Origin of the sequence: Acinetobacter sp. Root1280, assembly GCF_001425285.1 — a bacterium.
GTDB classification, from domain to species: domain Bacteria; phylum Pseudomonadota; class Gammaproteobacteria; order Pseudomonadales; family Moraxellaceae; genus Acinetobacter; species Acinetobacter guillouiae.
This window is the reverse complement of the sequence record NZ_LMED01000029.1, coordinates 182475-204223: the sequence shown is the minus strand read 5'-3', so window position 1 is coordinate 204223 and position 21749 is coordinate 182475. Positions and strand designations below refer to the sequence as shown.

22 protein-coding genes are annotated in these 21749 nt (G+C 37.3%); 8 read left to right on the top strand and 14 right to left on the bottom strand.

Features of this window, described 5'->3' with window-relative positions; translation table 11 throughout:
- Positions 1-505 precede the first annotated feature (505 nt).
- Positions 506-652, bottom strand: coding sequence for a hypothetical protein (locus ASC84_RS22805; protein ID WP_155860370.1), 147 nt, complete (start codon positions 650-652; stop codon positions 506-508).
- A gap of 325 nt (positions 653-977) precedes the next feature.
- On the opposite strand from ASC84_RS22805, the gene ASC84_RS21280 reads away from it, so the two are divergent.
- The 4 genes from ASC84_RS21280 to ASC84_RS21265 are packed head-to-tail and all read left to right on the top strand — an operon-like array spanning position 978 to position 4076.
- Positions 978-1700: a YggS family pyridoxal phosphate-dependent enzyme gene (locus ASC84_RS21280; protein WP_004717103.1), complete on the top strand. Its 723-nt coding sequence runs from the start codon at positions 978-980 to the stop codon at positions 1698-1700.
- Positions 1701-1709: 9 nt separating this feature from the next.
- On the top strand, positions 1710-1988 hold the full coding sequence (locus ASC84_RS21275) for a hypothetical protein (protein WP_004717105.1): 279 nt from the start codon (positions 1710-1712) through the stop codon (positions 1986-1988).
- 41 nt (positions 1989-2029) lie between these two features.
- A complete protein-coding gene (locus ASC84_RS21270) occupies positions 2030-2743 on the top strand; it encodes a glutamine amidotransferase (protein WP_056518203.1) in 714 nt (237 codons plus the stop codon).
- 19 nt (positions 2744-2762) lie between these two features.
- On the top strand, positions 2763-4076 hold the full coding sequence (locus ASC84_RS21265) for a GntR family transcriptional regulator (protein WP_056518202.1): 1314 nt from the start codon (positions 2763-2765) through the stop codon (positions 4074-4076).
- A 104-nt stretch (positions 4077-4180) separates the two neighbouring features.
- Here the strand turns inward: ASC84_RS21265 and ASC84_RS21260 are convergent, their stop codons facing one another.
- Together ASC84_RS21260 and ASC84_RS21255 are read right to left on the bottom strand one after the other, a co-directional pair.
- Positions 4181-5233: a triacylglycerol lipase gene (locus ASC84_RS21260; protein WP_004717111.1), complete on the bottom strand. Its 1053-nt coding sequence runs from the start codon at positions 5231-5233 to the stop codon at positions 4181-4183.
- Positions 5234-5366: 133 nt separating this feature from the next.
- Positions 5367-6419 (bottom strand): lipase secretion chaperone, encoded by a 1053-nt coding sequence (locus tag ASC84_RS21255; protein ID WP_056518201.1) that lies wholly within the window; start codon positions 6417-6419, stop codon positions 5367-5369.
- Between the two features lie 351 nt (positions 6420-6770).
- On the opposite strand from ASC84_RS21255, the gene ASC84_RS21250 reads away from it, so the two are divergent.
- Positions 6771-7658: an AraC family transcriptional regulator gene (locus tag ASC84_RS21250; RefSeq protein WP_056518198.1), complete on the top strand. Its 888-nt coding sequence runs from the start codon at positions 6771-6773 to the stop codon at positions 7656-7658.
- A gap of 68 nt (positions 7659-7726) precedes the next feature.
- Here the strand turns inward: ASC84_RS21250 and ASC84_RS21245 are convergent, their stop codons facing one another.
- From ASC84_RS21245 to ASC84_RS21235, 3 genes are all read right to left on the bottom strand, one after another.
- On the bottom strand, positions 7727-8035 hold the full coding sequence (locus ASC84_RS21245; protein ID WP_004717116.1) for a helix-turn-helix domain-containing protein: 309 nt from the start codon (positions 8033-8035) through the stop codon (positions 7727-7729).
- A gap of 298 nt (positions 8036-8333) precedes the next feature.
- On the bottom strand, positions 8334-9194 hold the full coding sequence (locus ASC84_RS21240; RefSeq protein WP_056518196.1) for an arylamine N-acetyltransferase: 861 nt from the start codon (positions 9192-9194) through the stop codon (positions 8334-8336).
- Positions 9195-9220: 26 nt separating this feature from the next.
- The gene (locus ASC84_RS21235; protein ID WP_056518194.1) at positions 9221-10048 is read right to left on the bottom strand and encodes an NAD(P)H-binding protein; all 828 of its coding nucleotides are present in this window, start codon (positions 10046-10048) and stop codon (positions 9221-9223) included.
- Positions 10049-10844: 796 nt separating this feature from the next.
- Here ASC84_RS21235 and ASC84_RS21230 point away from each other — a divergent pair.
- Positions 10845-11705, top strand: a complete 861-nt coding sequence (locus ASC84_RS21230; protein WP_056518192.1) for a glycerophosphodiester phosphodiesterase family protein — start codon at positions 10845-10847, stop codon at positions 11703-11705.
- Between the two features lie 108 nt (positions 11706-11813).
- Here the strand turns inward: ASC84_RS21230 and ASC84_RS21225 are convergent, their stop codons facing one another.
- Positions 11814-12677 (bottom strand): AraC family transcriptional regulator, encoded by an 864-nt coding sequence (locus ASC84_RS21225; protein WP_056518191.1) that lies wholly within the window; start codon positions 12675-12677, stop codon positions 11814-11816.
- A 117-nt stretch (positions 12678-12794) separates the two neighbouring features.
- Between ASC84_RS21225 and ASC84_RS21220 the strand changes: the two genes are divergently transcribed.
- Positions 12795-13328 (top strand): carboxymuconolactone decarboxylase family protein, encoded by a 534-nt coding sequence (locus tag ASC84_RS21220; protein ID WP_056518188.1) that lies wholly within the window; start codon positions 12795-12797, stop codon positions 13326-13328.
- A 97-nt stretch (positions 13329-13425) separates the two neighbouring features.
- Here ASC84_RS21220 and ASC84_RS21215 read toward each other — a convergent pair whose 3' ends face one another.
- On the bottom strand, positions 13426-13872 hold the full coding sequence (locus ASC84_RS21215; RefSeq protein WP_056518186.1) for a thioesterase family protein: 447 nt from the start codon (positions 13870-13872) through the stop codon (positions 13426-13428).
- 90 nt (positions 13873-13962) lie between these two features.
- Entirely contained in the window at positions 13963-15363 is a 1401-nt protein-coding gene (locus ASC84_RS21210) for a Do family serine endopeptidase (RefSeq protein WP_004823133.1), read from the bottom strand.
- Between the two features lie 226 nt (positions 15364-15589).
- Between ASC84_RS21210 and nadB the strand changes: the two genes are divergently transcribed.
- Complete coding sequence (gene nadB, locus ASC84_RS21205; protein WP_004823134.1) at positions 15590-17233, top strand: L-aspartate oxidase; 1644 nt, start codon at positions 15590-15592, stop codon at positions 17231-17233.
- A gap of 397 nt (positions 17234-17630) precedes the next feature.
- On the opposite strand, the gene ASC84_RS21200 is transcribed toward nadB, so the two are convergent.
- From ASC84_RS21200 to ASC84_RS21180, 5 genes are all read right to left on the bottom strand, one after another.
- Positions 17631-18404 carry a helix-turn-helix domain-containing protein gene (locus ASC84_RS21200; RefSeq protein ID WP_056518183.1) on the bottom strand — a complete coding sequence of 258 codons (774 nt, stop codon included), beginning with the start codon at positions 18402-18404 and terminating at the stop codon, positions 17631-17633.
- An 18-nt stretch (positions 18405-18422) separates the two neighbouring features.
- On the bottom strand, positions 18423-18803 hold the full coding sequence (locus ASC84_RS21195) for a hypothetical protein (protein ID WP_056518181.1): 381 nt from the start codon (positions 18801-18803) through the stop codon (positions 18423-18425).
- Positions 18804-18911: 108 nt separating this feature from the next.
- Positions 18912-19793 (bottom strand): hypothetical protein, encoded by an 882-nt coding sequence (locus ASC84_RS21190; protein WP_004717161.1) that lies wholly within the window; start codon positions 19791-19793, stop codon positions 18912-18914.
- A 4-nt stretch (positions 19794-19797) separates the two neighbouring features.
- Positions 19798-20778: a hypothetical protein gene (locus ASC84_RS21185; RefSeq protein ID WP_004717163.1), complete on the bottom strand. Its 981-nt coding sequence runs from the start codon at positions 20776-20778 to the stop codon at positions 19798-19800.
- A 487-nt stretch (positions 20779-21265) separates the two neighbouring features.
- Positions 21266-21682 carry a PaaI family thioesterase gene (locus ASC84_RS21180; protein WP_004717165.1) on the bottom strand — a complete coding sequence of 139 codons (417 nt, stop codon included), beginning with the start codon at positions 21680-21682 and terminating at the stop codon, positions 21266-21268.
- Positions 21683-21749 lie beyond the last annotated feature (67 nt).

Sequence of the window (21749 nt, the reverse complement as noted above, 5' to 3'; positions counted from 1 at the left end):
AGAATCAGAAAGCTTTTTTGAATCGAGATATTTCATACACAGATTATGCTTGAAAATCTTAATTTTTGCAGGATGAATATTGAATAAAAAGATGTATGTTTTTTGATTTATGAAAGAGGTTTAATATACTGAATTCAGGAGCTGAATTTTTCTTAATGCGAATAGGACCTACCCTTAATTAATTTTCTTTATTATCAAGGGACTTTTTTGATCAATCCTTTTTAGCAAGAAGGAACTTTCAGTACCAATATAATTCAGTTAACATGATTATTTTTTGATTTATAGAAGCGGTTTCATAATGTTCGACTGTCGATCTTTTAAATTTAAAATATTTGATTATAAGCTGTATAAATGCATAATTTTTAAATTTATAAAAACCTGATCAAATGATTCTTTATTCAAAAAAAATAAAGGACATAACATATTCATTATTTGATAATAGATAAAAAATTAATTATTGCTTTTTATCCTTCTGCATTTTTCCAATAACTTCTCTAGAAACATATTACTTTCCAATATAGTCATCAAAATGATTGATTTTAATACGCCCCAGCTTCAAATATTTTATATTTAAAATTTTAGCATTTTCTTGATGCTGCCCAATCGCAAAACCTAGACATTTTTTACTCATATTGTCATTTGCATCAGCCAATCCACTGAACATGAGCAATGGTAAAGAGTCTGTTGACAACTCATCTACGTTTGCGACTACGTGTGTTTATTAGGCGTTAGCAGGCACAAAATACGAAATTTAGTCATTCCAAATGATCAGAAACATCATTTCACAAGCTAACACGTAGCGGCAAAAACACGCTAGTCACCGCTACGCCTTGCGCTGCAAACAAAGCAGGGCTTTGTTCTTGCTCAGGTAGCAAAAATAAATTCTGCTGAGTGGAGGTGTTCTTTAAGCATTTGTTTATTGAACTCGCTCATGATATTGTTCTATACAATAAATAGTTTTGTCATAGGTCAATGTTGTGCTCAAAGAAATTATTTCAGACAGACTGAGTGAAATTAAATTAACGATTGAGAAAGCCTGTCTCAAGGTGAATCGAGATCCTTCTGAAATCAGATTATTGCCCGTCAGTAAGACCTTTTCAGCAGAACATGTCCGAGCAATTCACGCTCTAGGATATGACTGTGTAGGGGAAAATAAAGTTCTTGAAGCCAAGAGTAAATATGAGGAACTAAAACAACTTAGCAATTTAAAATGGGTGCTGATTGGGCATCTACAGCGCAATAAAGTGAAATATGTAGCCCAATTTATCAGTGAATTCCATGCCTTAGATCGCGTCGAACTTGCTTACAAACTGAATAGCGCCTTAGAAAAAGAAAATCGGGTTATGCCTGTCTTTGTCCAAGTCAATACATCAGGCGAAAGCAGTAAATATGGCATTCAGCCTCACGAGCTAGAACATTTCATAGAACAATGTCTGCCATTTACCTACATAAAAATCGTTGGATTGATGACTCTGGCAATACATAGCCATGTCCCTAATGAGGTCAGGCAGTGTTTTCAGCTTTTAAGAACCCTAAGAGATCAAATTTCAAAAAAGCACCCAGAGATACAACGGCTTTCAATGGGCATGTCTGGAGATTTTGAACTTGCGATCGCTGAAGGTGCAACAGATATCAGGATTGGACAAGCAATTTTTGGCGCACGTTCCAAACCAGACAGTTATTACTGGCCTACTGAATAGAGCATCACGATGAAAACTCATTATCAGATCAATATATATCGAGAAAAAAAGTTACTCGGTACTTTTACACCCAATCATCTTGCTTCACAAAATTCGATTCAACAACTCATCGCAACATTAACAGCAATTGATCCTATTGACGTTGAGTTTGTACAAGTGACTGAAGATATGCGTGTTCTTATTTATCAAAATGGTCAGATGAGAACGTTGTCCTCTCAATACTCTTATCAAAATACAACTGCTGATTTAGTTTTTCAACAGAATGAAGAGTCATCCAATTCAGTTTGATTCATAGCGCTGATCCACACTTATTTCACCGAGAGACAAACATGAACATGATAAAACACCAAGTTATTAATGTGATCCAATTTTTAAGTTTTGAGGATACCGGAAGTTTTAGCCCCGTACTTAAACAGATGGGCTATGACATTTGTGTTTTTCAAGCAGGTGTAGATGACCTAAGTACTATCTTACAAGAAAAGGACCCGCTTATCATTCTTGGCGGGCCAATCAGTGCATATGACTTAATCACCTACCCTTATCTAAAAGAAATCATCGTGGGATTGAAGCAACGATTAATAACCAATTATGCAACTTTTGGTATTTGTTTGGGTGCTCAACTGATTGCAACTGCTTTAGGTGCAAGAGTATATCCCGGCCATATCAAAGAAATAAGATGGGGGCGTTTATCCTTGAGTGCTCAGGCATTTGCATCACCTTTAAGGTTTCTTGAAGGTATACACGTTTTACATTGGCATGGTGATACATTTGATTTGCCGACTGTTGGCACGCACTTAGCTAGCTCAATTTATTATCCAAATCAAGCATTTAGTGTAGGGAGTAATATTATGGCATTACAGTTCCATGCTGAAGCCGATCCTAAACAATTTGAAAGATGGCTCATCGGTCATAGTGATGAATTAAAGCAACATAAGATAGATATTCTGGATTTAAGACTTGAGAATCAATATTATGGCAATATACTGGCAGACAAAGCAAAACTTGTACTTGAAGACTGGTTAAATAACTTGATCAGGTTTTAAAGTAAATGATTGGATCTATATGGCTGAAATTAAAGGTAAAACATCTCAGGACATTCAAAATAGTATTCGAGAACTTATTCAGAATGGGATTTTGAAGGAGGGGGAATTATTACCCAATATTCGTGCTTTAGCCACTGAGCTGGAAGTAAATCGTAATACTGTTGCTGCCGCCTATAAAGATTTAGCCTTAATGGGGATTGTCATATCCAAAGGCCGTGCAGGTACCCAAGTCCGTAAAAATCCACAAATTAATAGTTTTGAAAACCTTCAAAAAACAAATCAAACATTTTTTGACCTCGCGCATGGAAATCCATGCCAAGGTTTTTTACCACAGCTACATGACATCAACTTTAATTTTAGTGCACCGTATTTATATGGTGACAGTACCAAGCTTCCAGATTTGGAGACCTTTGCTCGAAATGAAGTTTTTGCTGACATCAGCCATAAAATTGCTGAAATTGAATTTACCCATGGTGCGGTAGATGCAATTGAAAGAATTCTCAATGCACATTTAATCCAATCTGACAGTATTGCGATTGAGCAACCAGGTTTCATTACCAGTATTCATACTTTACAGGTGAATCGCTTTAATATGGTGTTTTTCCCAGTTACAGCACATGGCTATGATATTCACAGTATAAGAAAAGCACTAGAGCAAAAAGCCAAAGCAATTGTCATTACACCAAGAGCGCAGAATCCGACCAGTTATAGTCTTGATGCTAAAACGGCACAAGAATTACATCAGTTATTTTCTGAATACCCTGATGTACTCATTATTATTGATGATCACTTTTCATTACTTGCCACAACACCTTATTATCATATTGTGCCTGAATCTACCAGACATTGGGCGGTGATAAGATCTGTATCAAAATTTTTAGGTCCAGACTTTAGATTTGCATTTATCAATTGTGATCCTCAGACTGCGACCAGACTAAGGATGAAACTAAATCCAAACTGTACCTGGGTGAGTCATATCTTACAAAAGATGATATTTTCGCTCATGACATCGGACAAAGTTCATCAATTAATGAATAAAGCAAAAATACATTATCAGACAAAAAATCAAGAAATCGTTAAAAAATTATTGGATCAAAACCTTCTAGATCTAGGTTATTGTGATGGTTTAAATCTATGGATCGAACATGAACAAGCTCAGGAAATAGCATATCAACTCGCGCTAATGGGATGGAAAGTCAGACTTGGAAAAGAGTTTTCATTAGGCCAGGATATTAAAGGTATACGTATTACCACTTCTGAATTAGATGAACAAAAAGCGATGGACCTACTCAATGATTTATCATTTATCTTAACTAAAATAATGACACTCTAAAATTTATGCTTTTCATCCATTATTTTTGCTAACGATCTTAAACTAAGGAAAAGTAGAAAACTAATTTCCTACTTTCCCTCATGAAAAAACATTGAATTTAAAAATCAGAAACCTGCCAATTTTAAACGATTGGCATGCTGACCATATAACGGAACGGGATCTGCACCAGCACCAGAGCCAGCAAGTCCCAGTATCTGATTGATCTCATCCAAATGGTTCTGAGGATAATTATCACGAATGACATTGCCCAAATGAGATGAACATACTGGTACCAAACCGTCACTATCACTACCAGTGGTCAATTTGATAAATGCTTGACCAGCAAGCAACCCGTAGGATGAACCATCTAATAAATTTGTAAGTCCACCGTTACCTGACCATGAATAATAATTCACACCATTCACTGTGGCAGCTCCTGACCCACATTCAGTCACTGGAATACCTTGAGGGAAAGTGGCATTAAACTCACCAGCTCCAGCCTTGGTCAATCCTGCAAGTGCACTTAAAACATCTTGATCATATGTTCCACCATTACTAGAAGTACCACCCAGAAAGCTTTCTATACCTGTAAACGTATTGATTATAGCTCCGATAGTTTTATCAAAGCCTATTACACTGGCGGGTTTACGTACAAGTGTTTCCACCAAATCTGCAACCGGACTACCTTTATTTGAGCCCGCAATACCTGTTACTGACGCGATCAAATCAGGACGAACACCCGCAACATAGCGTACAGTTTGCACACCTTGGCTATGACCAATCAGGTTAACTTTTTCTGCACCTGTTAAGGCCTGAATCGTGAGAACTTGTTTAAGTAATTGTTCACCTCGCACAGCGTCAGAGTTAGCAGAAGATGTATTGGTGACAAATACATTTGCACCCTGACGGCTTAAATCCTGAGGAATTCTATCCCAGTAATTGACAGGTCCAATCTGTGAAAAACCGAATAAACCATGTGCAAACACCAACGGATATTTAGTTTTGGCATAATCTGTTTTTTTAGAAAACAGCCCCCAATCTGTTGCAGATGTTTGACTACAACCAGCTTGATCGTTTTTGATACCGCAATTTTGATAACTTGTAGTTACAATTGCTGAGCTATTAACCGATGTGAATATGATGGCCCCAAATACCAAGGCCGGGATTGCTTTCTTCATTGTTCAAGACTCCATATATTTGAACATTATTTTTGTATTACATTGATTTCTTGATACCTCAAAATATTTCCCTGAAAATCTCCTTGTCTAATTCTCAATGCTATATTTCTGTTATTGATCGTTTCCTCATTGCCTATTCAGCCACTTTTTTATTCGAATTAGCCTGCATCTGTTCAAAAGTCTGTGCACGGATTCGTTCTTCTGGGCTACTAAAAGATCTATTGCGTAATTCATTTATTGCAGCCTGTTGTTGAGCCGCATCTTGCTGACTCGCCGTAATTTGTGCCCTTGCTGCAAGATAACTATCCACTTTTTTTTGCCACTGGCTTTCCTGTAAATCAACCTTAGTCAGGCGATCTGCTGCCGCTGCACCCACTAATTTTTTACGCATCTCGTACAGCTCACTCGCTGAACCTCCACGTTGATTAATTTCAGTGGTCAATTCCTGTAATTGGTTGTATTGTAAAATCGGCTGCATACTTGCTTTCAGGTCTTCTGGCTGTTCATTCAGCAATGCTGCACTTTTTTCTGCCTTCTGATCTGTGCTTAAGCGTTTATCATTATTGATCGCGTATTGTGCGATTGTATATTGGTCATAGCTTTCTTCTTGCGCAAAAAATACATCTGCTTCTTGTGGCGTAAAAATCTGTCTGCGAAGTTTAACCATGGCTGACGCAACTGTTTTAAAGTCCTTTGCACTATTGGACTGTGCTGCAGGTAACTTTTCACGCTGATGTAGATAATCAATATACTTACCAAGTAGTTGGTAAGAATAAGGTTGAGCAGTCGTTGGTAGAAGACCAGCAAGGTATTGACGAATATCAGCAACAATACTGCTTTCCGTTTTTTCACCAATACTTGAAAGAAAATAATCGAAGCAGTCACGAATTCCACGAGATAAAACCAACTGCCCTTTAGTATCAATCTGTAAAGGACAATTCACCTCTGTTCCTCTTAGTGATGGTGCCAACTCAGGCATAACACCATGAAACTTTAAGACTTGTTGATTAGTATCAGAAACTGACGCAACAGTACTCAACGATTGCTGATTTTGTAACGCGGAGTCTGAACTTGATGGGGCTATTACAGTATTGGTTTCTGGTTTTAAATACCATACTATTCCAACAAGAAATAATACAACCAACAGCAACAACAGATGTTTTTTATAGTGGCTTATAACGTCCATGTTATATCTCTTTTTCAATATTTTATTATGCTTTTCACAACCTCAGATTTTCCGATATTTCGCAAAATCATTAACCAGCTAAAAAGGTAGCTGCTCCCTACAAAAAACATGTACCGATATAATCATAAGTTTTAAACCCATTCGCTACTCCATAAAATTATTATGTTCATATTCAAGTGATCTAGCTTTTCAAGAAGTTTCATGGCATAACTATTAAGAGCGAATTAATAATTGATACTTTTGGTCAGTCAAAGCTTCTTGCAATGATTATTAGACATAAATCACAAGCTAACAATCACCAAGAATGCAAAGTTTTTGCAGAAACAGTATTTTTCTCGGAATTCCAAAAATATGCTTAGTTCGTTTTCAGATACTTTTTTTGATATCTATCGGTTATCAGGTATAGCAGGCAAAATCCATAGTATTTCAACTCTTTTACCTGGAGAAATACTAGAATTTTCCCCAAATCATGGCTATATACATATTATTCAGAAAGAAAAATGCCTTTTAACAATGAACGATCTGGAACATCATCTGGAATTGAAACATTGCGACATAGCTGTGGTTTTACCTGGTAACTTTCACAGTATAAGCTTGAGTACAGATGCATTTCAGGATGCTAAAATCATCACCTGTACAATTGATTTTTCAGGTATTTATGGCTCAGCCATTGCCGAGGGTTTGCCTGCTTTCATTCACGTCCCTTTTACCTGCAAAGCCACAAATATTATTGCGGAATGGGTTCCAATCACTGTTCATGCAATTCAACAGGAACTTAAAGCACCTTCGATAGGCAGTCAGATTATGCTGACCAGAATTATTGATCTTTTATTTATTTGGTCAATTCGTTGTTGGCTTAGCACTGTTGAACCGAATCATAGAAGCTGGATTTCAGCATTACAGGAACCGATGATCAGTAAAGCCATGTCTTTAATGCATAATCATCCGCATTTTGACTGGACTGTTGAAGAACTTGCTAAGTGTACTAATTATTCAAAATCAAGCTTTTACAAAAAGTTTACTGAATCTGTCGGGACCACCCCAATACAATATTTAAAATCGCTGAGAATGCGATTAGCCAGTGAATTACTATTAACCACGCAAAAAAGTATTTTTCATATTGCTGAGCTTGTTGGCTATTCCTCTCAGGCTGCATTCAGCCGAGTATTCTCCCAAACATTTAACTACTCACCTTCTGAGTTTAGAGAATCCTTTAAAAATAATCCTGCACAGGAGTAAAACACAACTGCGCTTATTAACAATGTATTGTGCAAAATTGTTAAATCAAAGTATTTTAATAGTTAGCTTTAGTATTCATTTAAGTCTGCTTCGGAATCTGGCATGCCAAATTTGAGTTCATCACCAACTTTGGCGATTGCATGAATAGCGGGTAGGAATTTTGCACCAATAACTGTTAATTTGTATTCTACAGAGGGTGGCGATGTCGGGATTGGCAGACGTTGTATAATTCCTTTACTTTCCAAATGACGTAGGCGTTCTGTCAATACTTTTGCAGTAATTGATGGCAAGTCAGCTCTTAACTCGCCAAATCGACGTGGTCCAGCACTTAAACACCAGATAATTTCTGCAGTCCAAGCGCCCCGTAGCAGTGCCATACTCTTACTCAAGGGACAGACATTATTTGGCGAAGGCGCACGGTTTTTTCGTAGCTTTAGACTCAAAGTTTCCTCCATTCATTCTTTAGATTTTCTCTGAGACTTCCTATTTATTCATATATTGAATATTAATTCCAAGGATGATATTCCACTGACATACTATGCTGAAAATATGCGCAAGCTGCAACCTGATGATTATCGTGAATCTGACTTATACCTGTTTTCGATGATTCATTCAGGTCTGTTCAACAGGTTGCAAGCGGTGCGTGTTGTTATTGTTTTTTTAAACAAACATATTTTATCCAGTAGGATTAATTATTTTTTTAAATATTAAAGCTACATTCAATTGTTGTGTATTAATTTTAAAATACTTCTCAAGATATTCGCGAAATTCATCTTCGCTTGTGAGCTCTTTTTTTATTGAATGATTTTTACCATGGATCTTTACAGTCGTTCCACTTAAGTTTATTCGTTCATCTGGAGTGACTGCAGCAAGCATCAAATGTTGAGTAAATATAGAATCTGGTGATGTTGCAATATACCAATTGGCAATCACAGCATCCGACTCCGAGACTTTCTGTTCTGGATCAAGTGCATAAATATTGACCCACTCATCACGTATATAAGCTTGAAGCATAATCTTCACACCCGTCAGGGCACTTTCAGCAACACCACTGTCTTTTACATCAATAAAACGGAAAGCTTCATGCGGTGTATTCTGAATTTCCCCGAGCTTATCAAGTGAAAGAACGGCTGTCGGAGTCGTTCCACCAAAACTGGGATCAAATAAATATAATTTATCCGCCAGTTTTACTACAGTCACCAAATGTGTACGAATCGGAGCTTCTATAGGTTGAGATTGATAATATACGCGCCCCAAAAGATTAAAAGCCTCATATCCCAGTTCATTTAATACTGTTCTGGTCAGCGTACTCTGTTCCAAACAATAGCCTTCTCGTCCTTGATCAAGTAATTTATCTGCGATCTGTGGTAATTCCATTGACACGTTATCACCAAGAAAAGAAGAAATATTTCCAAATGGAAAGCTGGTTACATGTAAAAATAACAATTTTTTAAGACTCTCAAGCGTAGGTAAATACTCACCTTCCACGCCCAGTTTGGTTAAATATTTCTGTGAAATTGATAATTCTGAAGACATCGCTTGCTACCTTATAAATCATAAAACTAGAATTTATTTGATTTTACAAAATCAGTGAATTTAATCGGATCTCGCCCCAGAACCTGAGTAACACCTTTGCCGATACTTTCATTTCGCCCATCTAATATTTCAAAAAATGCCTGCGCCATATGTTCTGCAATAAAATTATCCAATCCTGCATTTTGCAGATATTGTTTATATGCTTCTTGATTAAGATATTGATACTGTATATTTCGCTTAAGCTTTACTCCAATAGCATTCACCGCTTCTGCAAAAGTCAATAACTCTGATCCTGTGACTTCATAAATTTTGCCGTTATGTAAATCATCAGTCAGACATTCAACCACAACATCTGACAAATCCTCCAAGTCAACGAATGGCTCTTTTACAGTATCTGCCATAAACGTCACTTCGCCAGATCTTATGCCATGTAGAAAATGACCTTCACTGAAATTTTGGTTAAACCATGCTGAACGAATGACGGTCCAATCAAGTTCAGCCTGCATTAAAATTTTTTCACACTTTTCAACAGATGCTTGACCTCTGCCTGATAATAATACAGCTTTGGAAACAGACTGATTCATCATTTCTGTGATCAATCCTTCAAGCTGTTGTTCTGCTCCTAACATTGAAGTATCTGGATGAACAATGTAAACGATTTCAATATTCTTCAGTGCTGGGCCAAATGTACTGCTGTCATTCCAATCAAAATACCGTTCATTTTCTACATGCGCATTGATGGTACGAGTAGTGACAATTGGATTAAATTTATGCGACTTTAATTTCTCTGCGACGCGTCGCCCATTTTTGCCTTTTCCACCGATGATCAGAATATTCTTGGTCAAACTTTTCATAGATTACCACTTCATTAATTTAAAAAATTACTAGATTCTAGATGCTGTTTAACGAAACAGTGCATATTTAACTACATGAAAAATTTCATCAAATTAATAATAAAATTCATAAGCTAAGGAGCCTTTTGATGTAGTTATCATTGTACTTACTGTCTACATTGAGCGATCTCAGTATGCGCAAAGCATGATCCAATATGAATAGAATTACAGAAGACTTATACAAATCTATGGTATCCATTTGGAAACGGGTTTAATCACAAAATCGCTAAAAATTGCTCGTAATATCCACGCCATCCAACCAATGATATCTACTCTAATACACTGTTTTTAAAATAAATATTTTTACGTGACTGTGTGTATTTAACAGCATTTTCTCAATGCGAAATAAAGATGGTCAGTTAATGATATGTAAGATTACGCATTAAAAAACCATTTAACTTTTAAAAATCCCTAATGAATATTTAATTATTTGACATGCCATGATATTGTTCTGTTGTTTCAATTATTTTGTCACAGGACAAATAATAAAGATCTAATCTTTTTTCAGTTTTGGATCTTAAGCTAATGATTAAACAGAAAAATTTATTTAAGTTAAACAAAATCATTAGTTTAATTTATTCACTATAAATAGTCACATTTTATAAATGACGACAATTTAAGCTAAAAATATAGTGAAAATGGCATAAGACTCCAATATGGCTATAAATTTTAATCAATAGGTTGCAATATTATTATGAAAAATAGCGTGTTTAAAAACATCATGTTGATATGCATATTCGGTCATGGACTACATAGCATGGCATTAAATGCAGCACCTTACTCAAATCAAACTGGTCAATCACCACTAATTGTTGCGCATCGCGGTGGAACGGTAGATGCGCCTGAGAACACAGCCTATGCAATTGATCTCGCTCTAAGGAATCACGCAGATGTAATCTGGATCAGCGTACAGTTAAGCAATGATGGTGTTCCTATACTCTATCGCCCTAATAATCTAAATGCTTTAAGTAATGGCCAAGGTTTGGTCTCTGCATATACTGTAAAACAATTACAGGGCTTGGATGCAGGATGGAATGTCGCCCGCAATGTAGGACAACAAACGATTTACCCATGGAGAGGTAAAGGAATCCATATCCCAACACTTCAACAGGTGCTTACTCAATTTCCTCGAACCACTTTTTATATTGATATTAAGTCGCCTGATGCTGATCCTGTGCAAATTGCTACGGCTATTAAACGTGTCCTCGTTTCCACCAACTCACTTAACCGAGTAAGGCTCTACTCCACTGAACGCCGTTATACAGATGCCGTCAAACAGGTCGGTCAAATTCCGTATTTTGTTGCAAGAGATGATACTCGGGATATTTTAGCTCGTGTCGCGCTGAACCATAATTGTCAGGCTGCTCAAGAACCAATTGGGTGGCATGGTTTGGAGTTAAGACGGCAGGTTGAGGTTGTAGAAACCTATACCTTAGGTGAAGGCCGTTCAAAAGCAGAGTTTGTTTGGGATAAGGAAATTATGAACTGTTTTAGGACACAAGCAGCAAATCGTATTGTCCTGTTCGGTATCAATTCTGAAGCAGACTATCGAATAGCAAAACAGTTAGGTGCTGAAGCCGTAATGGTCGATTCCCCTGCTCAATTTTCCAATCGATGAAGTGTTTAAGTTAAGTCAACTCATAGATCATTACAGTAAGGCAGTTCAATATAAATTGAACTGCCTTACTCAATCTTACTTTCGTTAAAGATCACCATTAACTAAGCATTAGACAGGATGGCTGGTCAACCATTCTCGGGGAGACATGCCTACCCTGACTGAAAATGCGCGAGATAATGCTGATGGATTAGCATAACCCAGTTCTTCAGCCAATATTTTAATTGAATGCCCTTCACGCAATCTACTTTGTGCCAAAGCAATACGCCAGTCTGTTAAATATTCAGCTGGTGTCTGTCCCATCACATCACGGAAGGTATTGGCAAAAGCTGTTCTAGACATACATGCCAGTTCAGCCATGCGCTCTAGTGTCCACGATTCACCTGGATATTCATGTATTCCCACCAGCGTGCGTGCCAAACGTGGATCTGAAAGGCCAATAATAAGTCCAGTGCTTACCCCTGCTTCATAAGGATGATCTAATAGCCAACGTAATAGTTGAAGCACCACCACTTCAAATAAGCGATTCGCTAATAATCGTTGCCCACAACGGGCATGGTCGGTTTCAGCAAATAATAGTGCAAGCGCCTGATCCAATCCTTGTACACGCGCTAGAGGAAGTGCAATTACGGCAGGTAATGCCCTTACCAGTGGATTCTGTTGTCCACCATCCAGTATCAACCGCGCGCAGGTAAAATCAGCACCTTCTCTGGGCGGGTTATGAAAATGATGTGTAATTGGCCCAGGATAAAAAAGTAGCGTTGGTTCATCAAAACGCATGCGTCTTGGCAAATGCGCCATAGCTGGATGACTGACTTCCAGTTGTCCCTGACGTAAGACATGTAAATAGCCATACCCGTCACAAGCATCAAAATGGCTGACGCCACATAACACACCAGTATGGTACAACTCTGCCTGCATGCGGAAACGATCAAGCAGACCTGAAAGGCGATCAATGGGGTGAATAGTTTTCATTTGAACGAATTGATATATTTTATGAACATATTGTATCTAATCATACAGAAAATTTACACATAATAATCAAAGTTTGATGCACTTCTACTATCACTACGATCCTTTAAGGAGAACAACATGTCACGTATCAACCTTGACACTCAACTCGCACCCCAAGCAAGTCAGCCTTTATTAAGCCAAATTCAACAAGCTTTTGGTACGACTCCAAATATGTTTAAGGCAGTGGCAAATTCGCCAGCAGCGTTACAAAGCATGTGGTCCGCTTTTGCTGCCTTAGGTAAAGGTACACTTGGTGCAAAATTAGGTGAACAGATTGCTGTTGCAATCGCCAATTTAAACCGCTGTGAATATTGCTTAGCAGCACATACTGTACTCGGTCAAAATGCTGGCGCTAGCGCTGCTGAAATGGCTGAAGCGCAAATAGGAAAAGCAGCTGATGATAAAACAGCAGCAGCACTGACTTTTGCTTTAAAGGTGGTCAATCAACGAGCTCAGATGACTGACGCTGATATCACAACACTTCGCAATGTAGATTTTAATGACCAACAAATCGTTGAGATTATGGCGCATGTGGCTTTGAATATATTCACCAACTACATCAATATCACACTAGATACGCCAGTAGACTTTCCACGAGTCGAATTGATATAAAACCTACCGACCTCTCGTGTATAACAGAGAGGTCGCTTTCATTAAATATAAGATTTTCTTTATGCGTTATTGCACTTCATCTAAAAATCCAAGTAATTTAAATCATTGAACTTAAATCAAAAGGATCTATTTCAGAATTAATGGGTTGATAGGCTTGGATAAAAGTCGGCGACATCCGTTTCGGACGCCCTGAAGCAATTTCTATACATGCCCATTTGGTATTGCCAGTAAAGAGCAAGCTTTGGTCTTTGGCATTAAAAAAAGCATACTGACGGAAAGAATAAAGTGCGTTGATCTCGTATAACCAAGTTCTCAAAATAACATCATCATCTAGCATTGCTGCTTTGCGATACTGAACATGATGTTCTACGGCAACCATTGCATGTTTCATTTCTAAATATTGATCGAGTCCAACACCCAATGTTTCGATATGTGCAGATGCAACATCCTGCATCCATTGTACATAGACCACATTGTTTACATGACCTAAGACATCTATATGCTCTGGTTTTACTTTGATTCTTAAATCAAATACTGAACTCATATCTTCTTTCCTTTTCCACTTTTTCAACCATCCGTATAAGTTTGACATAAAAAAGCCACTCTTTGAGTGGCTGATTCTGATCAGTTGGATTTATTGAATACGTAATCCAATCATAGCATGTTGCCCTTCACGAACAATCGCTACACGCGCTACCGTATTTTTCTGTAGTTCAGAAATAGCATCAACAAAATCATTTGGTGTATTTACTTTCTTGTTATTTACTTGGGTGATCACATCGCCAGGTAAAATCCTTGACTGTGCAGCTAAGCCGCCTCTGGTCACATCTTGAATAAACACACCACCTTTAACATTTAAACGATTCTTTTCTTGTTCAGTTAAAGCGCGAATCGCAACACCAATGATAGGCCCTTTATTTGGCTTAGCCGAAGTGTTGGTATTGTCAACTTTTGCAGGGGTATCATCTGGTGCAACAGTTAAAGTTGCTGTAATTACTTTTGGTTTATCGTCACGTAAAACTTCGAGCTTAACAGATTGATTAGGTTGAGTACGATTCAAATAATTCAATAATTCAGAGGTGCGTGATATTGGCGAACCATTATATTTTAAGATTACATCGCCTGATCTAAAGCCCGCTTTTTCTGCAGGTGAATTCGGCGCAACTTGGGTAATCAACGAACCTTCTGGTTTATCTAATTTATAAGCTTCTGCTAAGTTTCGATCGATATCTTGCAGCATTACACCAAGATAAGAACGAGTTACTTTACCATTCTTTTTCAACTGATCAGCAACATCCATTGCTACATCAATTGGAATAGAGAATGACAAGCCCATATACCCCCCCGTACCACTAAAGATACGAGAGTTTACACCGACAACCTGACCTTGTTGATTAAATAGCGGACCACCTGAGTTACCCGGATTTAACGCCACATCGGTTTGGATAAATGGAACAGAGGTTTCACCCATCATATTCCGTGACTTGGCACTGACAATCCCTGCTGATGCAGAATAATCAAAACCAAATGGCGAACCGATTGCAAGAACAGGCTGCCCGACTTTAAGTTGATCTACATTACCCACAGATAATGATGGGAAATTATTCCCCTCAACTTTCAATAAAGCCACATCTGTACGTTCATCACTGCCCACCACTTTTGCATCAATTTCACGGCGATCATTCAACATAATCGTCACTTTAGATGCATCTTCAACCACATGGTGATTTGTCAGTAAATAACCATCTTTACTAATAAAAAATGCACTACCATACGCAGTCTTTTCTTGTGGCGCGCGTTGTTGTGGAATAATGATTTGATTACCAAAGAAACGCTTTAGAATTTCAGGTACTTGTTGCTGTAACAACTCTTCCTGAGATAACTTTTTAACAACATTAACACTCACAACAGCTGGACTGACTTGTTCAACCAAGTTAGAAAAATCCACAGGTGTTGAAGCTTGAACTTGTGATGTTGCCGCAGCGACAGTAAATACTGCTGCATACATTCCTTTTTGTATTAGACCATTACTCATTTCTCACGAACCCGCATCTGATGATTATTTGCTTAAAAATGTTTGTAACATATTATTTAATATCGTTACGTAAAAATATGTTTACATTTTTTTATAAAACAAGACTTTACTTAATTTTATATTAAAAGCCTTGGAATATCTTATTTATACTAAAATCTGACACATGTGACTATTGTATTTTGTTAAAAAAAAGAGTGTTATTAGCAAACATTTTTCAAATTAGCTGATGGACATGTCTAATTTAAGTACAACTCATCAATTTGACGTGGTTATTGTGGGGAGTGGCGGTGCAGGCTTAAGTTTAGCCTTATCTTTGCCTGAACATTTTAATATTGCTGTTTTAGCGAAATCAACCTTAACCGATGCAAGCACATATTTTGCACAAGGTGGTGTTGCTGCTGTACTTGATGAAACAGATTCCATTCAACAGCATATTGATGACACTATGATTGCAGGCGCACAGTTATGTGAGATTGATGCCGTCAAACATACCGTTGAAGGTGGTCGCCCTTCTGTCGATTTCTTACTCAACCATGGTGTACAGTTTACATTAGATGAAGATGAACAATTACATCTGACCCGTGAAGGTGGACATTCACAACGTCGCATTATTCATTCAGCCGATGCCACAGGTAAAGCCATTTCGACCACACTGGTTCAACGTGCTCAAGAAAAGAAAAATATTCATATTTTTGAAAATTACATTGCGATTGATTTAATCACCACACATAAATTAGGACATAAACAACAGTCCAATCGTGCGGTGGGTCTTTACGCACTTGATGAAAACAACGAAAAAGTTCATACCTTTTTAGCGCCATTCACTGCCCTTGCTTGTGGTGGTGCCATGAAAGCTTATTTATATACATCAAATCCAGATATTGCCACAGGCGATGGTATTGCCATGGCATATCGCGCAGGCTGTCGTGTCGCAAATATGGAATTTAATCAATTCCATCCAACCTGTTTATATCATCCTCAAGCACGCTCATTTCTGATTACGGAAGCAATGCGTGGTGAAGGTGCGTATTTACGTTTACCTGACGGTGAACGCTTTATGCTGCGCTTTGATGAACGTGCCGAACTTGCTCCACGAGATATTGTTGCACGCGCCATTGATTATGAAATTAAACGCTTAGGCATCCGTCATGTCTGGTTAGACATCAGTCATAAACCGGCTGAATTTGTTAAAGAACATTTCCCGACCTTATATGCGCGCTTATTAGAACTCGGTATTGATATCACCAAGGATATGATCCCCGTTGTTCCAGCAGCACACTATACTTGCGGCGGCGTGGTGGTTGATGAGCATAGCCAAACTGATTTAGCTGGTTTATATGCAATTGGTGAAACGTCGTATACAGGGTTACATGGGGCTAACCGTATGGCCAGCAATTCACTACTTGAATGCTTTGTATATGGTATGAGTGCTGCCAAGGATATAGAAGCAAAGTTTAATCCTCACTTTGATATACCGACCGTGCCTGAATGGGATGCTTCACAATCGACCAATCCTGATGAAGATGTTGTGATTCTGCAAAACTGGGATGAGCTCCGCCAAACCATGTGGAACTATGTCGGGATTGTAAGAACCACAAAACGTTTACAACGAGCATTGCATCGTATTGAAATGTTGAAGAAAGAAATTACTGAATATTATCAGGATTATCATGTCAGTAAGAACTTGATTGAACTACGTAATTTGGTCATGGTTTCAGAGATGATTGTTCGTTGTGCCATGCAGCGTAAAGAATCACGAGGTCTACACTACACGCTTGATTATCCTGAGCTTTCACCTGAGTTAAGAAAAACGGTATTAACACCGCCAAACTTTACAGTTGAAACCCCATTGGTAAATGAAGCAGTTTAAAATCCTTTGAAATCACAAAAAATAGTCAGATCATTCTGGCTATTTTTTATGGAGATATTATCAATTTTTACTTTTAGCTTTAGAGGTTTCAAAATTTTATATGCATCAGCATAATTCACTGAATATAAATCAACGCTTTTTTTATTATTTGATCATGTTTCATCAATTACTAAAAATGGATTTTTTCATTCTGAGTAAAACAAAACACTTGAGCAAGAACAAAGCACTGCTTTGTTTGTAGCGCAAGGATGTGGTAGCACAAGGTGAGGTATCGACTACGCAAAGCAATTTAAACTCTTCAAGCTAAAATGTGACAGTGCAAATCTTTTAATGATTCATAAAGTTATAAATTCATTTTGATAAAATGCTAAAACTACTTCTATTTGAAAATAAAAAGTTATTTTTGCTGCATATAATTTCGAGGAGAAAGCTGCATTATTTTCTTAAACATTACAATAAATGAGCTATCACTATCATAGCCTAATTTCATTGCAACCTGATGCACTGAATCTCCTTCTGTTAACCACTGTAATGCCAATACAACATGTAACTTTCTTCGCCATTGATTAATACTCATCCCTGTCGTTTGATGAAAAGTTCGTGTAAGGCTTCGTTCACTCATACAACATAACTTTGCCCATTCAGCCAAACTTTGATTCTGCTCAGGATGCTTTAATAAATGGCCGGTCAATTTAACTAAACGAAGATCTTGTGGAATGGGTAAATAAAATGTTGGCTTTACAACTGATTGAATTTCATCCAACAGGCATTGCTGCAAACGGAAGTCTTTTTCTGAAAGCACCGTATCAGACAAGGTTTCTACTCTTTCCAATAAGGCATTCAGCAAATTTGTCACTTGCAACATGGTGCAATTCGGTTCTAAAAGATGATCAAGTTGGGGGTCAATAAATGCAACATAACCACAAGAGACACCATAACTACTGACTTTATGTGGCACATTTGATGGAATCCATAAAGCCTGTTGCGCAGGAACAACCCAAATACCAGATGGTGTTTCCACAGTAATTAAGCCATTCACTGTCATCATCAATTGGCTTTTTACATGCTGATGTGACGCAAGCTCCCAATCAGGAACTTGCTGATGTATTTTTAATACAATAATTGCTTGGTCTATTTGATCTACAAAAAAAGGATCCACATTATCAAGCATGGTTTGCCTATATATTTATCACTTTAAAACAGCGTCGATGAGTTTCTGCGCTTGTTGTTGATTGTCTACAATAAACATCGGGTAGCCTGTAAACTTAATAAAGTTATTGGCAAATTTTTGCGTCTCAAGTCGAATATTTTCATCAGGTTCAATATGAATCAATGCTTTCACATATTGGCTTAGAATTTCACGTTTTGCTTTAACCCATGCTGCAACTTGCTTGCGTTCTTCATGATCATTTTTTTGTTCAGAAAAAGCCCCTTCACTGATAAAAACAAAAGTTTCTTTACGACTCAATAATGATTCATAAATTGCAATTGTTTCATCAACTGAAACTGCATCTTCAGCTTGATAACTAATACGAACGATTGGAAAGTTTTCTAAATTTTGAATAAACATGATAACCACCATAAATGAGAATAATTATCATTGTATTGATTTATACAGATCGTACATTACTAAATTCAGCCAATAAATACGGTATTCCAGCCAAATTTAACAGCGAGTTTAGTCTTTATTTTTTCCATAATAAGTACGATGCGCTATATGAAAAGTTTCAGCATGTAATTTTGCTAAATCATCTAAGTTCTGATAGCCCCCTGCAAGTACAAACATGATCGGAATATTGTCACGTTTGGCAAGGTTAAACACTATTTCCTCTCTTTTTTGAATCAACTCTGTCGTAAACCATGCCGAACCATAAGGATCTGCTTGATGGCAATCCATCCCCGCTTGATAAATAATAATATCGGCTTTCCACTCATTCGCTCGCTGAAAAGCTTCATGCAATGCCATAGTATATTGAGCAAAACTTCCATGCTTGGTATGAATGTGGCGGCTTTCCGCACGTTCATACGTGGGGTAGCCAAAAGCCAAACCGTAAATACTAAAATTATATAAATTATCTAATCTGCGGGTAAAATCAGCTGTCCCATCACCACCATGCTGATCGCAATCCAAAATAAAGATACGTTTATTTGCATAATGTTGTGCAATTAATGCCAAGCCATTAAAAGTACAATATGAGCCGCCATATTCATAATTGGCGTGGTGAAACCCTTGCGCAATATTGGCGGCAATCCCATGTTGGAATGCCAGTTCAGTTGCCAACAATTGCCCAGCATTGATGGAGAGTACTGCATCTCTTAATTGTTCATTCCAAGGCTTAAAACCAGCAAAAGTTGCCAGTTTTGCCGGTTGTCCTGTTAAAAAAGCCTCGACATATTTAGGTGAATGTAAGGCTTTTAAAATTTCTGGATCAATTTGTTGTGGTTCATGAAATTTATAATCATTAAATTGCTGTAGTTGCTCTGCGACTGCAACAAGTTTTTCCATGCTATTGGTATGTGTTTGAGCAAAATAGCGTGGAGAAAAACAAACATTTAACATAAAGCTATCCGAGACTGAGTGCTCTCAATTGTGATTTTGCAACATCATTGAGTTGTTTTATAAGTGTTGTGTCAGGACTAAAAAGTCCATTATTCACTTGTTGTTCAAAATGTGTCGTAAATGCCCTTTGTCGATTCTCAGGTGAAATGGCTAAAGTGGTTAATCGCAAAAACCAAAAACCTTGAATCTCTTTATAAGGAATAATATAGCCTTTAAACTCTTGATTGGGGACTTTGTTTGCAATTTGTTCAATATCATAATCGACAGAAAATAAAGAACCAATCGGAATACGAATTCCATTCATCAATAAAGGTTGTAAATTTATACAGGAATGATTATCCCCCATGTTCATTTTTTCAATCAACAGAGGACGATTTTGATCATCTACAAAAATATTGATTGAGCCTTGTCTTAACATCGAACGATGGGCAATCTTTAAGAAAAATGCTTCTGCCATTGGACATGAACCCACTTTAGGCTTACCGTCTAGTGTCGCAATTTCAACATAACCTGTTTCATCTGCTGTTTTGGGTAAAATCACATCTTCCAACATAGCGCAAATCACATGACTTTCTTCTAATTGTGCTTGTTGCGATAAGCGTCTTAAGTTTGCTTGGATTGCAACTTCTTGTTCAACTAAGGCTTTAAACTCATCATCTTTGGCTTGAATAAGAAAATTTTGAATCGATTTATTTTGATCTAAGTTATGCCAATCATCGATATCTAAACCATAAGCATTTTTTTGCTCAAGAATTTTTTTTAATTTCTTAAAATCATAATCTTTAAATATTTTTAAATCAGTTGCTTCAACTTGATCACGCGGAAAATTAATGTACTCAGCCAATACGCGTGTAGCCTGCGTATAACCGCAACCACGGCGTTCAGTTTGATGTGAATAGTGTTCATTCAACATCTCCGTCAATTTATCTGATAAAGGAAAAACCTGTTCCTTAAACAAATCTACGACTTCATGACCTGATGACATATTCTTTATTCCATTTAATCTATATTAATTTTCAAAATAAACTATTTATTATGAATAAATTAGCATTATCCCTTGCAGAACTCAATATATCACTCAAGTTGTAATTGCATCTATATCAATCAATACAATTGATTATTTATTATTGTTTTTGATATTCATGATTCCATGCCCATACATGATCTAAGTATCCATTAAAGATCTTTCATAAATCAAAAAATGACCATGTTGAGTGAATCAGATTGGTATTGAAAGTCCCTTCTCCCTTTGGGAGAAGGCTAGGATGAGGGGGATTTTATGATGATCTATGGCTTTAAAAAGGACTAACGTAAGAAGTCTATTGTTAATGACGCTATAACCAAGAATATAGATTGATAATCAAAACAATTTAACCATCACTAAAAATAGTGATTATTAAAACACCATCAGGAAATACAGCAGGGATTAAAAAAAATTCGCCCAATACACATTTTTAAAATCCCTAAATGCTTTATTTTTGTGGTGGAACAGAATAAGTTCCTGTCACATGTGCAACAGGATCATCCGAACCTAAAGAATAAATCCAGACCTCACCTACAATTAGAGCTTTACCCACTTTCATCAATTTACACACGCCACGAATATCAACACCACCCGTTGGCTTGCGTAAAAAATTAATATTCATATTGGTCGTAACCGTCAAACCAACTAAACCAATTTCACCCATAATCGCAACATAGAGTGCAAAATCGGCCAAGGCCATCATGGTTGGACCTGAAACAGTTCCACCTGGTCGTATATCTTGATCACTGACATGCCAAACCAAAGAAGCCCCTTTTTCGGTTACTTCTTCAATTTCACAACGTTGTAAGCTAGGTGAAAAAAATTGCTGTAAGAATTCTACGATTTCAGCTTTCGAGCTTTTCATAATTAAAGTCTTTATATCCTTGACCTAAAACAATATAAAGACTTTTTCGGTCCAAAACACTAGGGGC

Bases quoted from the DNA above. Each gene is read 5' to 3' on its own strand.
- ASC84_RS21275 (WP_004717105.1), top strand. From the start codon at position 1,710: ATGAAAACTCATTATCAGATCAATATATATCGAGAAAAAAAGTTACTC.
- ASC84_RS21270 (WP_056518203.1), top strand. From the start codon at position 2,030: ATGAACATGATAAAACACCAAGTTATTAATGTGATCCAATTTTTAAGT.
- ASC84_RS21265 (WP_056518202.1), top strand. From the start codon at position 2,763: ATGGCTGAAATTAAAGGTAAAACATCTCAGGACATTCAAAATAGTATT.
- ASC84_RS21260 (WP_004717111.1), bottom strand. From the start codon at position 5,233: ATGAAGAAAGCAATCCCGGCCTTGGTATTTGGGGCCATCATATTCACA.
- ASC84_RS21255 (WP_056518201.1), bottom strand. From the start codon at position 6,419: ATGGACGTTATAAGCCACTATAAAAAACATCTGTTGTTGCTGTTGGTT.
- ASC84_RS21250 (WP_056518198.1), top strand. From the start codon at position 6,771: ATGCTTAGTTCGTTTTCAGATACTTTTTTTGATATCTATCGGTTATCA.
- ASC84_RS21245 (WP_004717116.1), bottom strand. From the start codon at position 8,035: ATGGCACTGCTACGGGGCGCTTGGACTGCAGAAATTATCTGGTGTTTA.
- ASC84_RS21240 (WP_056518196.1), bottom strand. From the start codon at position 9,194: ATGTCTTCAGAATTATCAATTTCACAGAAATATTTAACCAAACTGGGC.
- ASC84_RS21235 (WP_056518194.1), bottom strand. From the start codon at position 10,048: ATGAAAAGTTTGACCAAGAATATTCTGATCATCGGTGGAAAAGGCAAA.
- ASC84_RS21230 (WP_056518192.1), top strand. From the start codon at position 10,845: ATGGCATTAAATGCAGCACCTTACTCAAATCAAACTGGTCAATCACCA.
- ASC84_RS21225 (WP_056518191.1), bottom strand. From the start codon at position 12,677: ATGAAAACTATTCACCCCATTGATCGCCTTTCAGGTCTGCTTGATCGT.
- ASC84_RS21220 (WP_056518188.1), top strand. From the start codon at position 12,795: ATGTCACGTATCAACCTTGACACTCAACTCGCACCCCAAGCAAGTCAG.
- ASC84_RS21215 (WP_056518186.1), bottom strand. From the start codon at position 13,872: ATGAGTTCAGTATTTGATTTAAGAATCAAAGTAAAACCAGAGCATATA.
- ASC84_RS21210 (WP_004823133.1), bottom strand. From the start codon at position 15,363: ATGAGTAATGGTCTAATACAAAAAGGAATGTATGCAGCAGTATTTACT.
- nadB (WP_004823134.1), top strand. From the start codon at position 15,590: ATGGACATGTCTAATTTAAGTACAACTCATCAATTTGACGTGGTTATT.
- ASC84_RS21200 (WP_056518183.1), bottom strand. From the start codon at position 18,404: ATGCTTGATAATGTGGATCCTTTTTTTGTAGATCAAATAGACCAAGCA.
- ASC84_RS21195 (WP_056518181.1), bottom strand. From the start codon at position 18,803: ATGTTTATTCAAAATTTAGAAAACTTTCCAATCGTTCGTATTAGTTAT.
- ASC84_RS21190 (WP_004717161.1), bottom strand. From the start codon at position 19,793: ATGTTAAATGTTTGTTTTTCTCCACGCTATTTTGCTCAAACACATACC.
- ASC84_RS21185 (WP_004717163.1), bottom strand. From the start codon at position 20,778: ATGTCATCAGGTCATGAAGTCGTAGATTTGTTTAAGGAACAGGTTTTT.
- ASC84_RS21180 (WP_004717165.1), bottom strand. From the start codon at position 21,682: ATGAAAAGCTCGAAAGCTGAAATCGTAGAATTCTTACAGCAATTTTTT.